The 15,856-nt window shown below is 27.4% G+C and carries 14 protein-coding genes and 1 pseudogene; all 15 read right to left on the bottom strand.

Annotation, left to right across the window (positions count from 1 at the left end):
* Nucleotides 1-800 (bottom strand): annotated as a pseudogene (locus ACRDDE_RS00725) (oligoendopeptidase F); the annotation flags it as partial.
* A 418-nt stretch (nucleotides 801-1,218) separates the two neighbouring features.
* Nucleotides 1,219-3,585: a stage II sporulation protein E gene (spoIIE, locus tag ACRDDE_RS00720; RefSeq protein ID WP_438624854.1), complete on the bottom strand. Its 2,367-nt coding sequence runs from the start codon at nucleotides 3,583-3,585 to the stop codon at nucleotides 1,219-1,221.
* 91 nt (nucleotides 3,586-3,676) lie between these two features.
* A complete protein-coding gene (locus ACRDDE_RS00715) occupies nucleotides 3,677-4,597 on the bottom strand; it encodes a Ppx/GppA phosphatase family protein (RefSeq protein ID WP_438624852.1) in 921 nt (306 codons plus the stop codon).
* Nucleotides 4,598-4,654: 57 nt separating this feature from the next.
* Nucleotides 4,655-4,954 (bottom strand): FtsB family cell division protein, encoded by a 300-nt coding sequence (locus ACRDDE_RS00710; RefSeq protein ID WP_220795939.1) that lies wholly within the window; start codon nucleotides 4,952-4,954, stop codon nucleotides 4,655-4,657.
* Nucleotides 4,955-4,965: 11 nt separating this feature from the next.
* On the bottom strand, nucleotides 4,966-5,460 hold the full coding sequence (gene yabQ / locus ACRDDE_RS00705) for a spore cortex biosynthesis protein YabQ (protein ID WP_438624850.1): 495 nt from the start codon (nucleotides 5,458-5,460) through the stop codon (nucleotides 4,966-4,968).
* Nucleotides 5,460-5,714, bottom strand: coding sequence for a sporulation protein YabP (gene yabP, locus ACRDDE_RS00700; RefSeq protein WP_406966771.1), 255 nt, complete (start codon nucleotides 5,712-5,714; stop codon nucleotides 5,460-5,462). The genes yabQ and yabP overlap by 1 nt, the downstream gene beginning before the upstream one ends.
* Before the next feature lie 64 nt (nucleotides 5,715-5,778).
* Entirely contained in the window at nucleotides 5,779-6,021 is a 243-nt protein-coding gene (locus ACRDDE_RS00695; RefSeq protein WP_438624847.1) for an RNA-binding S4 domain-containing protein, read from the bottom strand.
* Nucleotides 6,022-6,083: 62 nt separating this feature from the next.
* Nucleotides 6,084-6,362, bottom strand: coding sequence for an HU family DNA-binding protein (locus ACRDDE_RS00690; protein ID WP_021430423.1), 279 nt, complete (start codon nucleotides 6,360-6,362; stop codon nucleotides 6,084-6,086).
* A gap of 89 nt (nucleotides 6,363-6,451) precedes the next feature.
* A complete protein-coding gene (gene mazG, locus ACRDDE_RS00685) occupies nucleotides 6,452-7,900 on the bottom strand; it encodes a nucleoside triphosphate pyrophosphohydrolase (RefSeq protein ID WP_438624845.1) in 1,449 nt (482 codons plus the stop codon).
* 77 nt (nucleotides 7,901-7,977) lie between these two features.
* Entirely contained in the window at nucleotides 7,978-9,603 is a 1,626-nt protein-coding gene (locus ACRDDE_RS00680) for a putative polysaccharide biosynthesis protein (RefSeq protein WP_438624843.1), read from the bottom strand.
* 120 nt (nucleotides 9,604-9,723) lie between these two features.
* Entirely contained in the window at nucleotides 9,724-10,263 is a 540-nt protein-coding gene (locus ACRDDE_RS00675) for a stage V sporulation T C-terminal domain-containing protein (RefSeq protein WP_438624841.1), read from the bottom strand.
* A gap of 104 nt (nucleotides 10,264-10,367) precedes the next feature.
* Nucleotides 10,368-11,372, bottom strand: a complete 1,005-nt coding sequence (locus ACRDDE_RS00670) for a peptidylprolyl isomerase (protein WP_438624839.1) — start codon at nucleotides 11,370-11,372, stop codon at nucleotides 10,368-10,370.
* 13 nt (nucleotides 11,373-11,385) lie between these two features.
* On the bottom strand, nucleotides 11,386-14,775 hold the full coding sequence (gene mfd, locus ACRDDE_RS00665) for a transcription-repair coupling factor (protein ID WP_438624837.1): 3,390 nt from the start codon (nucleotides 14,773-14,775) through the stop codon (nucleotides 11,386-11,388).
* 20 nt (nucleotides 14,776-14,795) lie between these two features.
* Nucleotides 14,796-15,356, bottom strand: coding sequence for an aminoacyl-tRNA hydrolase (pth, locus tag ACRDDE_RS00660; protein ID WP_438624836.1), 561 nt, complete (start codon nucleotides 15,354-15,356; stop codon nucleotides 14,796-14,798).
* 50 nt (nucleotides 15,357-15,406) lie between these two features.
* Nucleotides 15,407-15,856, bottom strand: a 450-nt coding sequence (locus tag ACRDDE_RS00655; protein WP_438624834.1) for a prepilin peptidase, incomplete at its 5' end; no start/stop codon positions are given.

Genomic DNA, 15,856 nt, shown 5'->3' with positions numbered 1-15,856 from the left:
TCATTGTACTGTAGAGATTCATTTTCATAAGCTTTTTTTCTTTCTTCTCGATTAGAACTTTCTAGTGCTAATGAATATTGTGATGGATTTAAGTTTGATTTTTTATCCATATTCATAAAAAGATCATATACTTCTTTAGGTAAAGAAGCTATATCACTTATATTACTTAACATTTCTTCTTCCTTAGAATTTAGATAATGCTTTTTATTCCTTCTAATATCATTTAAATACATACTATATTTACTCGATATTTTTTCATTTTTCATAATATCTTTAAAATCTTTATTTGATAGTTTTAAAATTTCTAATTCTAAATTAGAGCAAATAAAACTGTATTCCTTATATACTTTATTCAAACTTTCATTCATATTTAAATAATCATATGATTTATTATTAATATCACTATTTAAAGATACATATGCACTTAATTTTTCTAATTTGGAATCTAATTCTTCTTTTATATTTAATGCATATAGTAGATGTTTTTGAGATTTTGTTACTTTTCCCACATAATTTTCTAGCTCTTTAGTTTCTTTACTAAATTTACTTAGATTTTTTTTCCAATCATTATTACTCTTGTATAATTTGGATATATCCCAAGTAGTAAATTTTGTTGGTTTTTTTTCTTCTTCTTTTTTATCATTTTTAGAAGGTTCTTTTTTACTAGTATCATTTATCATTTCAAGTGCTTTTTCACTGAGAGCTTCACTATTTCCATTTATATCTCGTTTTAATAAAATAGATGCAAATAATATAACTGCAATGACTATAGTTATTACTCTATACATATTTTTCCCCATAAAAAGCCATCCTTTCACTAAGATTATTAGTATTAGGATGGCTTTTTGAATTTATATTATTCAGTTTTTGGAAAATAAGTATTTTGAAAATTATCCACATAATTATCAACATATTCACATATTTAAAATGTTAATTTTTCAACATATTTTATACAAATTTTTTTTATTTATACATTTTATTCTTTAATTATCCACATATTATACATAGTTATTAACATTTTTTATATTTTTTTGTTGATATTTATTTATTTTCAGAATACTACTTTCTAGTAAAAATTGTTTGAATTATTTTTAAATTTGTACATATTTTGTCGAATATTGTATTTTCAACATATTCACAGCTTTAAATCCTATATATATATCCACACTTTATCCACATTTTATTAACATTTTGTGTATAACTTGTGGATTTATGGGTTTAATGTTTAAATACTTTACTCACAAGTACCGTCATATCATCATGAATATTATTATTTTGTATATCAAGAGCTCTATTTAAAATTTCATTTGAAATTTCTTTTGGATTAGTCGTCTCTAATCCTTTTAAAAAATATATAAGCCAATTGTCACCTAAATTTTTGTTTTTCCCAGCATCAACAATTCCATCAGAAACCATAATTATATAATCTCCATCTTTTAATTTCCTACTATCTCTGTCTATATTTATATCTGATAGTATTCCTACTGGCAACGAAGCACTAGATATAAGCTCTATTTCTCCATTACTTCTTTTTATATAAGTTGAACAAGCTCCCATTTTAATAGTATTTAATACTCCCTTATTTAAGTCAACGATTCCTAAGTCTAATGTCGAAAACATCTCATCTGATGATTTAAGCATTAATATATTATTTATAGTGTCGATTATTATTTCTTCATCTATGTTAGAATCCATCATATTCTCTAATATATCTATAGTTACAGATGATTCTTCATATGCCTTTCTTCCTTTACCCATTCCATCACTTATAGCTACCATATATTTACCATCTGAGACTTCCATATAAGTGTAATTATCTCCAGAAATTATATATCCATCTTTAGACATATTCGAAACTTCCGTTGCAATTTTAAATTCTTGTCTTTTAGTTAATTTTATTTTGCATTGCCCTCCTGTACAAGTACATCCAACTTTCCTTGCAACTAACTCTTCTCCTAAAACATTAGATATAATATTAGTTATTTTTCTTTCACATAATTTATTATCATTGCAAGTTTCTTTTTCTATCAAAACTTCAAAACCATCGCTGTCTGTAGATATATAATTAAGTTTTTTTACATTTATATTATTTCTATCTAATTCAACAAGCAAATTTTTTTCCATCTCCATATCGAATGTTATATCTTTATCTAATTCTTTAGCCATGCTTTCAATTGATTTAGACATGTATCTTATTTGATTTGCTACTAATTTCCTATTTTCAGAAAATTTTTGTTCCCAACTATAATCTAATGCAAACATCTTATAATAATAATTAGATGCCTTAACAATACTTTCAGGTTTTATACAATCCTTTTTAAAATCAATAGGTATATTTTCTAAATAAATTTCACCACTATCCTCTAACTCTTCTAATATTCTATTCAGCATTGTATAAGTGTAATTAAATTTTGAATCCCAGCATCTTCTTCTCATTCCACAACTTTTACACTCATCATTATGTACCATATCTATTATGTGTGCGATATCTTTCTGATCTAATATTTTTTCTTTTTCCCTTACTCTATCAAAAGTATTTGCTAAGTCTGAATAGGTTTTATACATCCCTCTTAATCTATTATTAGTTATTTCTCTATTCCTAGCTAAATAATCTTCAACTCCATCTTTAAGACCACCATTACCTCTTATAGTTTTTTCTATTCCTTTTATTACCTTATCAGGAATAAGTATTACTAATACACTAGCTATCAAAATATCTCTGACTTCCATAATATTAGATCCTATTCCAGATGTATAAATATAAATCAAACTCCAACCTACTATATATCCTGCTATACTTAAATACTTATTAACTTTATTAAATCCACCTGAAATCAGTCCCGCAAATGCATAAATACCCATATACATACTAGATACAAGATTATTTATAAAGTAAACTAATCCAATTATAACTCCACTAGATGCACCTAGTGCTGCACCACCTGTAATAGATAATATTAATATAGTCATTGTTGTTAAAACATTTCTAATAGATATCCCAAGCAAAGATACTTCCCCTATTCCCATTATGCTAAAGATTACAATAATTGTTAAAGCTACTATTTCTTCATTAGAGGTGACAGTCCTTGAAGCCCTTTTATTTATAACAGCTACTCCATAAGAAAAAATATACGTTCCAACAAACATTAGAATACATTCAACTAAAGCTATACTTAAATTATATACGTAACTTCCAAATATAAGAGCTTGTCCAATAGATATAGGAATCATTATTAATGTTCCTATAATTGATATCTTATTTATCGATTTTATATTTTTAATATGACTAGAAACGATTTGAATAATAATTATACAAATTGAGTATTTTATAATATTGGGTACTTGATTAAACGATAATACTGTCCCTGCTAAAGTAGCTATAAATACAGGAAATTTATACTTATCTATAATAGATACACATAAGAAAAAAGCTACACCCAATGGGGCTATATTATCCACAACCATGGCTCTACTAAGTAAAAATCCAAATAGACATAAAACAAGTGTATTTGTATCTAAAAAATTAACTTGTCCTATATTTTTAAAAACTAAATTTCTTTTATTAACCGCTATACTTCTTTCCATAAAAAAACCTCCCCCTGTTATTTTCATACTGAAATTGTAACAAATGGGAGATATCTTTTTTGTCATAATAGGTAGCTAATACATCATAATATTAAGACATTTTTTTTGCGTTTTGACATAATAACCCTTCCAAATTATCGTACTCACTTACTATAATTTTTTCTTTTTCTAAGTTTTTCATTATTAAATTTAAAATTGCTACACCAGCTGTTATAATATCCGCTCTTTTTGGTTGTAGCCCTTTTAAGTTTTTCTTATCATTTAATGTCATCTTTTTTAAATTTTGTAAAATATTATCTAAATCTTTTTTGCATATTTCACTTTCATGGATTTTTTCCATAGAATATGTTTCTAATTCCTGATTCATAGCTGAAACAGAAGTTATTGTCCCTCCGATACCAACTACTGATTTTATATTTTCTTTTTTTAATGTATTGAGAGTTTTATTTATAGTTTCAAATATAAACTTTTCCATATTTTCAAACTCTATTCCAGATATAGGATCATGCTTTAAAAATTTTTCAGTCATTCTTAAAGCTCCAACATTTTCACTTTTACAGAATTCAATCCCTTCAGAACCTCCTAAAATAAATTCTGTAGACCCTCCTCCTATATCTATAGCTAATATACTCTCTTTATCTTCTAACCCCTGTAAAATCCCTGCAAAGCCTAAATTAGACTCCTCTTCTCCAGTTATTATATCTACATCTATATTTAATTCTTTTTTTGCTCTATTCACAAAATCCAATTTATTTTTGCTATCTCTTAATGCCGATGTACCTATACAATATACTTTTTTACAACCTTTAGATTTCGCTAAAACTGAAAACTCCTTTAAAGCTTCAATATTTCTTTCTATAGCTTCTTTTGATATGTAACCTTCACTGTCTACACCTTGTCCAATTCTAGTCGTGTTTACAAACTTTTCTCTATTTAAAAGTTTGCCATCTATATAATCTGCAACTAATAATCTCATCGAATTTGTTCCTATATCTATAGCTCCTAATTTCAATTAACTAACCTCCTATTAATGTAATTTAAAAAATGTAGATATAAATAGAGGAAGTAATTAATTACTTCCTCTATTTATATCTACATATATTATTTCATTTGGCTTTACCATTTTCAATCTATTTCTGGCTATGTCCTCTACATATTTATCATCATCTAAGCTTTTCTTGGATTCTTTTAATCCTTTAATCTCTTTTTCTGTGTCTTTTATTTCTTTTTTCAAAGAAGCAATTTCATTATTATATTTAACAGATTTAAAAATTTGAGTCGTAAACCCACCTATAAGTGACATTACTAAAAAAGATAAAAACATTCCAACAATTAGATATTGACCTAAAAATTTTTTTCTTTTGTTCATAATCTCTCCCCTTACGATTTAACTTTTACTCTTTTTAACTTACCTAACTTATATTTCATGAATATCGCCATTCTTAAAATTAAATTAGGTATATAAAATATAGTATCAAATAATAAGTGTATTGAGTAGATTATAACGTAATACAAATTAACCGAAATCTTGCACGTACATACCAAAATTCGCCTTATAGTGTTAATAACAAATCCTATTGACTTATTTAATACTTTTAGTATAAATTTACTGATAGTATTATAATAAATAATAAATCCTATAAATAAAGCAATGAAATGATAATATCTTAAATCAAAAGATTCTATAACATTTATAGTTACAAAAACAAGCAAAGTTACAATTATCCAAAATAATACATCATAAAAAACCGAGAAAATTTTTATTATATTAAAGTTTTGTTTAAAAGCTCTGTATAGATCAAATAAAACCCCTATAAATATTCCACCATATATTGTTGCAAAAAATGCTCCGAGGTCCTGAGTGAATGGTATCATTATTTAAATAACTTCTTAAAGAAATTTTCTTGAGTTTCCTTAGCTTTACTGTAATTTATTCCATTTATAGTGCCTGTCACAGTAATAACTTTTTCGTCTATACTAAGCTTACTCATGTCTAAATTTTCTCCATCTACAATCATATCTCCAGATGTAGTTCTTATTTCTACTTTTTTATCATTGAAAGAGTATATATGCTCTACTCCAGAAATAGTTAAACTTGATCGATTGTTTAAGCTTATACTATGTTCCATAATATCCCTCCATATTAAATCTTTATAATTAACCTAATATAAATATACGAGGGATATTTAAAATTTATTCTATTATCTCAAACATTTCTTTAGCATCATTTTTTAATACATGCTCTTTTATTTCTTTTATTTCAAATTTCATTAGTTTTTCACCAAATTGAATTTCAAGAATATCGCCTGTATTAACTTCTGATGATGATTTAGCTAACTTACCGTTTATAGTAACTATACCTTTATCACAAGCCTCTTTAGCCACTGTTCTTCTTTTTATTATTCTTGAAACTTTTAAAAATTTATCTAATCTCATCTATGAAAACCTCCTTATATAGAAAAAGTGTGGAAAATCCACACTTTTAAATATAAATAAAATTATCCATTTATTATATCTTTTAATCCCTTTCCAGCTTTGAAAACTGGTGCCTTAGAAGCTGGTATATCTATAACTTCTTCTGGGTTTCTTGGGTTTCTTCCTTGTCTTGCTGCTCTTTCTCTAGTTTCGAAAGTTCCAAATCCTACTAATTGAACTTTTTCTCCTGATACTAATGCTTCTTCAACTGATTTCATGAAAGCATTTAATGCTGCTTCTGCTTCCTTCTTTGTTAATTCACTCTTTTCTGCCATTTTTGCTACTAATTCAGCTTTATTCACGTTACTTACCTCCTAAAAGTTTATATTATAGAATTTTATAATCAATATTAGATAAAATTCTAGATTTTTAACAAAATACCTTCTGCTTACTAAATTTTTTTAGATTCATTCCAAATTTCATCCATCTCTTCTAATGACATATCTTCTAATTGTTTATTTAAACTTATAGATCTGTTTTCTATAAATTCAAATCTATTTACAAATTTTTCAGTAGTCAAGTTCAATGCTTCTTCTGGATTTATATCTAAAAATCTAGCAAGATTAACTATGGAGAATAGTAAATCTCCTAGCTCTTCCTTTATGTATTTTATATTTCCTTGTTTGTGTTCGTCAAGTAATTCTTTATATTCTTCTACAATTTTTTTAAAAACATCGTCAATATCATCCCAGTCAAACCCTACCAAAGATGCCTTATATTGTACTTTTTTAGCCTTTGTTAGTGCCGGTAAACTATTTGGAATTCTTTTCAATCCTTCTGTTACCGTAGATTCACCTTTTTCCTTCTTTTTTAACTCTTCCCAAGTTTTGTCATATGTATTCATATCCACTTCTTCATTTTTAAATACATGAGGATGTCTAAATATTAATTTTTCACAAATACTATTAGTAATTTCTTTTAAATCGAAGTAGCCTTCCTCTTTACCTATTTGTGAGTGAAAAACAACATGAAGTAAAATATCACCTAGTTCTTCTATCATTTCATCAATATCATCATTATCTATAGCTTGTCCAAGTTCATATGCTTCTTCAATTATATGAGATTTGAGAGATTTATGTGTTTGTTTCTTATCCCAATCACATCCATTTTCTCCTCTAAGCTGTTCAACTATATTTTCTAGATCTTTTACTGTATTATACATAGTTTTATCAGATTTTGGAATATATAAACTTGTTAAATAATCAAATTCATTGTCATTTCTATCAAGTTCATATAATTTAACATACTTTTTGCTTTCTAAATCTTTAACACCTGCAGCTTTTACTATACATATTTCTTGTTCATCATCATAATTTTCCATTAATGCTAGCTTTACATTTGATGCTATAAATCTATCATAAATTTGAGTAATTATCATGCTAGTATTTGTATCTATATAGCTATTTTCAATTTCAAATGCATCTACTAATTTAAATCCCTCCGATGGATCAACTTCTAAATAGTTAAACATAGCATCTACAAAGCTCATAGAAGCTATTATTTCCACTTCTACGCCTTTTCTATGCGCAATCCCAGCAATTATGCCTACAGTCTTTTCTGCAACCCTAGGATGTCCAGGTACTGCATATACAAGATCTCCATTTTGTGATTCTTCAATTATAAAATTCGATATATTGTTATAAACATTATCAAAGTTTTCATCTTGATTATAAAAATTATCTAAAGATGTATATTTTATCTCATTCTTTAACTTATCAATTATAGGATGTTTCTCTGTTCTAAGAAAAACTCTAGAGCTATTTTTTAAAACATCTAAAGCCCCTTGGCTTATTAAAGAATATTCTCCTGGTCCAAGACCTACTATAGTTATTTTTCCCATATAAAATTCTCCTTATCATGTGAAAATAAAGGAAATTACTTTTGTAAGTATTTCCTTTATTTTCATATATATATACATTATTTCATAAGTTTTAGCTTTTTAAGAACTTTATAAACTTTATCTCCTTTAGGCATACTTAATAATTCTTTTTTTCTTATTCCACCTAATGCTATTGTAAAAATTATATAAATTATACCTCCAATAGCTATTGATACTACAGTCGATAAAGCATTTCCTAACATTCCTACCATAAAACTATAACTTAATTTTACTGATATAAACATAATCAATACAATTATTAATGGTTTTATAAAGAATGTTTTAACTGACAGTCTCATATTCATTGCCTTTTTTATGTAAATTAGTTCAAGCATAGCAGCTACGAAATAAGCAGTTACAGTCCCTAATGCAGAACCTATAACATTTATCTCTGGTATTGCTGTTAAAGTGTAACTAATTGCTATTTTAAAAGCCATTCCTATCACTAAACAAATAACAGGAACAATCGGTTTTCCCATTCCTTGAAGTATACCATTTAAACTCTGTATAAGTCCTAAAAATACTACACAAGGTGTTAAAAATAATAGTATAGTTCCAACAGAAGATGGCTGTGATGGATATAAAAGTTTCATTATAGGATGTGCTAAAGACGCAATACCAAAAGCTGCTGGTAAAACAATCATTAAGGTTACTTTTATAGCACTTTTAGTTTCTTTTATCGCTTTAGCTCTATTTCCTACAGCGTAAGCTTGTGATATTGTTGGTACTAAACTCATACTCATAGCAACGGTTATAACTGCTGGTAAGTTGATTATAGCCATAGCCATTCCTGTTAATTGCCCAAACATTACATTTGCCTCAGTTTGGCTAAAACCAGCTTCTACTAATCTCCTTATAACAATTACAGTATCTATCATATTTACTAACGGCATAACAGAAGCCCCTATAGTTATAGGTACTGCTACTACAAGTAATTTTTTAAGTATTCTAGATACACTTTCTTCCCTAAATTTTTTACTTGATTTTATTTCTCTTTTTATAGTTTTCAACTTAAATAAATAAGCTAAAATTAAATATATAATAGATGCTATAGCACCTATAGTTGCACCCATTATGGCACCTGCTGCACCTTGTTCTGGTCCAGGGTTTGGCCCAAGACTGTACATAAAAAGGTAAGCTAGCGTTATTCCTAATATAACTCTAAAAAGTTGTTCACTTATCTGAGAAATAGCTATATGAGTCATTTCTCTTCTTCCTTGAAAATATCCTCTATAAGATGACATTACTGGTACAAATAAAAGGGCTGGTGAAATAGCAATCATTGCATATTTTGCGCCTGGATTTTTCATTATATCATTTACTATAAAGTCTGCTCCAAAGAAAAATATACAAAACGCTACAAACCCAGTTATTGAAAGCACCGAGTAAGATACTTTAAAAACTTTATGTGCCCCTTTATAATTACCTATAGCCATTTTTTCCGAAACCAATTTAGCTAGAGCAGTTGGAAAACCTGCAGTTGCTAAAGTTAAAAATAAAGTATACACAGGATATGCTGCTTGATAATATCCCATACCTTCTGCACCTATTAAATTCCCCAAAGGTATTCTGAAAAATGCACCTATTATTTTAACTAAGATTCCTGCTAATCCTAGTATTAATGCCCCTTTCAAGAATGAGTCTTTTCCCTTATTGTTACTCATAATTCCCCTCCATATTATGTTGTATAACAAACTCTAATATAACATATATGCTATTGTAGATTCAATAATTACCTTGCAAACTTTAAAAGACCCTTTAATTAAAGGGTCTTTTAAAAAATACTATTGAACTTGTTTACCTAAAAAATTAGCTGCCACTTTAAGTAGTTTCTCATCACTTTCATTTAGCCCTGCTTCATCCTTAGACACTAAGCCTATAGATCCTATACAATCTCCAGATGAGCTAACTATAGGCATTATTATTTGCATTTTATAGTCCATAGAATCGTCTTTGTATAGTGCAACTAATTTGTTATCTTTTACATGAGTAGAAATTCTATTTTCTATAAGATCTTCTAATTCCCTACTTATACTTTTTTCTTTGTAATCTTTTTTAGGTAGTTTAGATACAGCTATTATTGAATCTAAATCTGTTACCACAACTCCATGACCTAAAGTTTCTCCCAAAGTTTCTGCGTATTCTTGAGAAAATTCATTAAGCTCTCCAATTGGAGAGTATTTTTTTAATATTACTTCTCCATCTTTAGCTGTAAATATTTCTAAAGGATCTCCTTCTCTAATTCTTAGAGTTTTTCTTATTTCCTTTGGTATAACAACTCTTCCAAGGTCATCTATTCTTCTAACTATTCCTGTAGCTCTCATATCAGATTAATACCTCCATTAGTAACTTTGAACTTATTTTTACCAACGTTAAGAAAAATATACAAAAAAAACCTATACCATTATAATAATGGTATAGGTTTTTTTTATATGTTAATTTTTAAAGCTTCTTTTTCATTTGTTTCAACGTCTGCTTTATCTGTTAACTGTTTAACTTTTTCAGTATATTTTTGATATAATAAGTTTTGTTTTATGTTATCTTTAACTTCATCAAATGTATATTCTTTATATTTTTTATCAGTTACTTTTATTATATGATATCCATATTGAGTTTTTACTACATTAGATATATCACCTTTATCCATTGCAAATGCAGCTTTTTCAAATTCTGGAACCATTTGACCTTTTGAGAAGAATCCTAAATCTCCACCTTTAGCTGCAGAACCTTTATCATCTGAATTTTCTTTAGCAATCTTAGCAAAATCTCCTCCTGCCTTAACTTTTTCATAAAGATCATCAGCTTTTTTCTTAGCTTCTTTCTGTTTTTCCTCTGAAAGAGGTTTGTTAGTCTTTTGATCAACTGTTGATATTAATATGTGAGATGCTTTAACTTCATCATCCACATAATTTTTTTTGTTTTCTTCATAATACTTTTTCATTTCAGCTTCAGTTATTTTTGTATTTTTATCAAAGTTATTTTTAAAGTTTTGTATAGTTATATCTTTTTCTAATTGAGATTTTAAAAATTCATCATCAATACCATTGTCTTTTAAGAATTTTTCATAATCTTTATCTTGCTTTACACTTTCTTTTAATTGTTTAAATTGCTTATCAACTTCTGATTGTTTAGCTTCTAATTTATCTTTTTTTGCTTGTTGGTATATAACTTGCTCTTGTACCATTTGTTGTAAAATAGCCTTTTTCATTTCATCTTTGTATTTTACACCCTCTTTAATTTCTTGATCCCATAAATCCTTACCATACATTTTAGAAATAGATTCTTTATAAGTTTCAACTGTTTTTTTATAATCAGATGCAGTTATTTCAACTCCATTTACAACTGCTACAGGTTTTTCATTACCACACGCAGTCATCGCTACCCCTAAAAGAACTACCATTATTAACGATATTATTTTTTTCAATTTCAACATCCTCTCTAATTTTTTATTTTTTTGAATTACACATTTGCTCAAGTATATTTTCTAATTCTAAAATTATCTTATATCCATTTTTTTCCTTAGTTTTGTATCTCGTTTGTGGTAAAAGAATAATTTCATCTTTTGCCATTCTAACTTTTTCTATACCTAACTTTTTACATAATGTTTTCATGTACGCAATAGACATAAGCGCATTTACAGACTTCGGAATATCAGAGAATCTATCCTCTAATTCATCTTTTATATCATTTAAATCTTCTTCATTTTCTATAGAAGCAATTTTTTTGTACATTTCGATTTTTATAATTTCATCTTCTATATAGCTATCAGGAATGTATGCATTTACAGGTAAATCTATTTCTACATCTATTTCTTCCTCTACTATTTCTCCTTTTACTTTTCTTATTGCATCATTTAACATTTTAACATATAAATCATATCCAATGACAGCCATATGTCCATGTTGTTGTGGACCTAGTATATTTCCAGCTCCTCTAATTTCTAAGTCCCTCATAGCAATTTTAAATCCTGATCCAAACTCTGTAAACTCTTTGATGGCTTTTAATCTTTTTTCTGCAATCTCACTTAAAACTTTATCCTTTTCATACATAAAGTAAGCATATCCTTGCCTATTACTTCTTCCAACTCTACCCCTTAGCTGATATAGTTGGGCTAATCCCATTTTATCAGCATCATAAACTATCATGGTATTAGCATTAGATATATCCATCCCAGTTTCTATTATAGTTGTACATACAAGAACATTATATTCTTTATTTAAAAATCCTAATATAATATTTTCTAACTCTTTACCAGTCATCCTTCCATGAGCAACAGCTATTTTAGCATCTGGAACTAATTTTTGAATCATACTTGCCATTTCATCTATTCTTTCAACTCTATTATATACAAAAAATACTTGTCCATCCCTAGCAATTTCTCTTTCTATCTCATCTTGTATTATACTCTCTTTACCTTCTACAACATATGTTATAACTGGATATCTCTCTTGAGGTGGTTCTTCTATAACACTCATATCTCTTATTCCACTTAAAGACATGTGTAAAGTTCTAGGGATAGGTGTTGCTGATAATGTTAAAACATCTACTGTTGATTTTATCTTTTTTAAAGATTCCTTATGTTTTACACCAAATCTTTGTTCTTCATCAATTACCACTAAACCTAAATTAGGAAGATCTATATCTTTAGATATTATTCTATGAGTTCCTATAATTACATCTACCAATCCTTTTCTAGCATCCTCAATTATTTGTTTTTGCTCTTTTGGAGTCTTAAATCTACTTAATACTTCAACTCTTATAGGGTAATTTTCAAACCTAGCCCTAAATGTATTGTAATGCTGCTGAGCAAGTATTGTAGTAGGAACTAATACTGCAACTTGCTTTTGGTCCATACAAGCCTTAAAAATTGCTCTTATAGCTACCTCTGTCTTTCCATAACCAACATCGCCACATATAAGTCTATCCATTACCTTGTTAGACTCCATATCCTTTTTAGTTTCTTCTATAGCTTTTATTTGGTCATCTGTTTCTTGATAAGGGAATAAAGTTTCAAATTCACCTTGCCATAAAGTATCTTTGCTAAATTTGTATCCTTTTATTTTTTCTCTTCTTGCATATAGTTCTACTAAATCTTTGGTCATGTCTTCTATTTCTTTTTTTACTTTAGCTTTAGCCTTTGACCATTCATTACTACCAAGTTTATTTAATTTAATTTTTTCTGTATCTGATCCTATAAATTTCTGTATCTTATCCATTTGGTCTATAGGTACATATAAATTATCTCCACCTTGGTATACAACTCTCATATAGTCTTTTTTTACACCATTCACACTTAGTTGATCTATACCTACATATCTACCAACACCGCTATTTTCATGTACAACATAGTCTCCTACATTTAAATCTAAGAAACTTTCTATCTTTTGACCTTTATTAGATTTTTTAGTTTTCACTGTTTTAGCTCTTTTGTTTGAGCCTATCATTTCTTTATCGGTTATAACATCAAATTTTATAGACTTATATTGGAAACCTGAAGTTATATTACCTACAACTATAACAATTTGTGATGATTGAATATCTATATCTCTTTTTCTAGATAAAATACTTTCTGTTCCTAAATTTAATAGTTCCTTGTTTAACTTTTTAGCTCTATCATAAGTGTTAGTTGCTAAAATAATTTTATGTCCATTATATTTTAATCTATTTAACTCTTCTGCTAAAATGTCTATCTTTCCATTAAAAGTAGGTATTTCTCTACTTTCAAAGTTAACTATGCTTCCTATATTAAATTCTTTAACAGCTTTAGTTAATAGCATATTTAATATCAATTTTTTCTCTTCTACTAAATATTCTAAATCTGAATAATGATAAAGCAATTTACCTTGTTCTTTTAAAGCTAATCCTCTTTCTAGATTTAACTTATAATTTTCTTTAAACTCTGATGTATAGTTTTCACATCTTTCTTTCAAACGAGATAAATCATTTATAAATACTATTGCGTCTTCTTTTAAGTAAGTAAAAATACTTTTGTTTTCTTCCTCATACATATAATCTATATAATTTTCTACACCTTCAAAATACGTTTTGCTAGCTATATTATCTAAACGTTTATATACATCGTCATCCGTAAATTTATGAGTATCTTTTTTTATTTTCTCAATAGTAGCATTCACATCTTCAGGGTATATAAATTCCCTTGATGGTGTTATTGTACATTTTTTTATTTTTTTTATAGATTTTTGAGTAAAAACATCAAAAGTTCTTATAGATTCAATTTCATCATCAAATAGTTCTATACGTATAGGTGTATCATATTCTAAAGAGAATATATCTATTATTCCACCTCTAACACTGAACTGTCCAAAACCTTCTATTTTAGACACTCTTTCATATCCTAAAGAAACTAGCTTTTTTGATAATTCGTCTAAATCTACTGCATCTCCTATTTTATAGGTAAAAATATTTTTCTTTAAAATATCTTTAGGTATATACTTTCTAAGTATAGCTTCTGCAGATGTAACTATAATTGTATTCTCTCTGCCTATCATCTTTAAAAGTACTTTTAATTTTTTTGCTTCTTCATTTCTATCCTTTGCATCTAAATGATAAAAATAGATATCTTGTGAACTTAAATAGTCCACTTTATCCTTCATATAAAAACATAAATCTTCATATACTTTTTTAGCTTCTAAATCAGTATTTGCAACATATAAAATTTGCTTCTTTAAATCACTAAATATAGAGTAAGCTATATTGGATTTCTGAGCTTGCAATAATCCGTTTACAAGCAATGCACTTTTATTATTTTCAATATTATTTATTATGTCTTTATATTCTTTAGAATTTTGCAAAGGAGATATAAAAATATCAGACATATTCAAATCCCCCTTATAACCTAACCATTATATTTATTCATTGCTAAATCTATATTTTCTCTAATCATGCAATCCACAGATTTAGCTGCTTTTTCTAAGCCATCTTGAATATCTTCTGACTCTTCTTTTCTAAATCTAGATAGTACAAAATCTGCTAAGTCCTGTCCTGGTCTTGGCTTTGATACTCCAACTCTAATTCTTGGAAATTCATTAGTCCCTAAACACTTTAAAATAGATTTCATTCCATTATGAGTTCCGCCACTACCTTTTTTTCTTATTCTTATTTTTCCAACATCTAAGTCTATATCATCATATATAACAACTATATTTTCTGAATCTACTTTATAGTAATTATATATATCAATTAAAGTTTCTCCACTTAAATTCATATAAGTTTGTGGTTTTACCAATAAGACTTTTTCAGTTCCTACTCTACCTTCACCTATAAGCGCCTTATGTTTTATTTTCGTTACGCTTATGCCATATTCCTTTGCCAAAATATCTATAACATTAAATCCAACGTTATGTCTTGTGTTTTCATATTGTTTTCCTGGATTTCCTAATCCTACTATTACATACATTTTCATTCCTCCTTATATCTTGTTTCAATTTAAAAATTGCTTTAAAATTTTTATATTAGTAACATACTGTTTTGTTCTAAAAATATCACAGTCAATGTACCTAAAGAAATCCATGGCGCAAGAGGAATATATGATCCTATACGCTTCTTTTTCGTAATCAACATATACATGCCATATATACCCCCAATTACAAAAGATATAGGTATTATGTATATACACTTTTCTATTCCTATACAAAAACAGCACAAAGCATAGACTCCTATATCTCCTGAGCCTACACCTTTCGTTATTTTAACCACTACATACGGAATCATAAATCCAAATACCAATCCCATCAAATGATCTATTATTATTCCTCTTGTTATCAATATAATAAATCCTTGAACTATTATACCACTAATCGTAGTTATATCGTATATATACATTGTATAATAGTCCACTATAGATATCACTATTAAAAAACCTATTAGTATTGAGTACATTATAAATTCTTTACTTAA

The organism is Paraclostridium sp. (genome assembly GCF_051656405.1).
GTDB lineage: Bacteria > Bacillota > Clostridia > Peptostreptococcales > Peptostreptococcaceae > Paraclostridium.
This window is presented reverse-complemented; position numbering and strand designations above follow the sequence as displayed.

Bases quoted from the DNA above. Each gene is read 5' to 3' on its own strand.
- spoIIE (WP_438624854.1), bottom strand. From the start codon at position 3,585: ATGGAAAGAAGTATAGCGGTTAATAAAAGAAATTTAGTTTTTAAAAAT.
- ACRDDE_RS00710 (WP_220795939.1), bottom strand. From the start codon at position 4,954: ATGAACAAAAGAAAAAAATTTTTAGGTCAATATCTAATTGTTGGAATG.
- yabQ (WP_438624850.1), bottom strand. From the start codon at position 5,460: ATGATACCATTCACTCAGGACCTCGGAGCATTTTTTGCAACAATATAT.
- yabP (WP_406966771.1), bottom strand. From the start codon at position 5,714: ATGGAACATAGTATAAGCTTAAACAATCGATCAAGTTTAACTATTTCT.
- ACRDDE_RS00695 (WP_438624847.1), bottom strand. From the start codon at position 6,021: ATGAGATTAGATAAATTTTTAAAAGTTTCAAGAATAATAAAAAGAAGA.
- mazG (WP_438624845.1), bottom strand. From the start codon at position 7,900: ATGGGAAAAATAACTATAGTAGGTCTTGGACCAGGAGAATATTCTTTA.
- ACRDDE_RS00680 (WP_438624843.1), bottom strand. From the start codon at position 9,603: ATGAGTAACAATAAGGGAAAAGACTCATTCTTGAAAGGGGCATTAATA.
- ACRDDE_RS00675 (WP_438624841.1), bottom strand. From the start codon at position 10,263: ATGAGAGCTACAGGAATAGTTAGAAGAATAGATGACCTTGGAAGAGTT.
- ACRDDE_RS00670 (WP_438624839.1), bottom strand. From the start codon at position 11,372: ATGTTGAAATTGAAAAAAATAATATCGTTAATAATGGTAGTTCTTTTA.
- mfd (WP_438624837.1), bottom strand. From the start codon at position 14,775: ATGTCTGATATTTTTATATCTCCTTTGCAAAATTCTAAAGAATATAAA.
- pth (WP_438624836.1), bottom strand. From the start codon at position 15,356: ATGTATGTAATAGTAGGATTAGGAAATCCAGGAAAACAATATGAAAAC.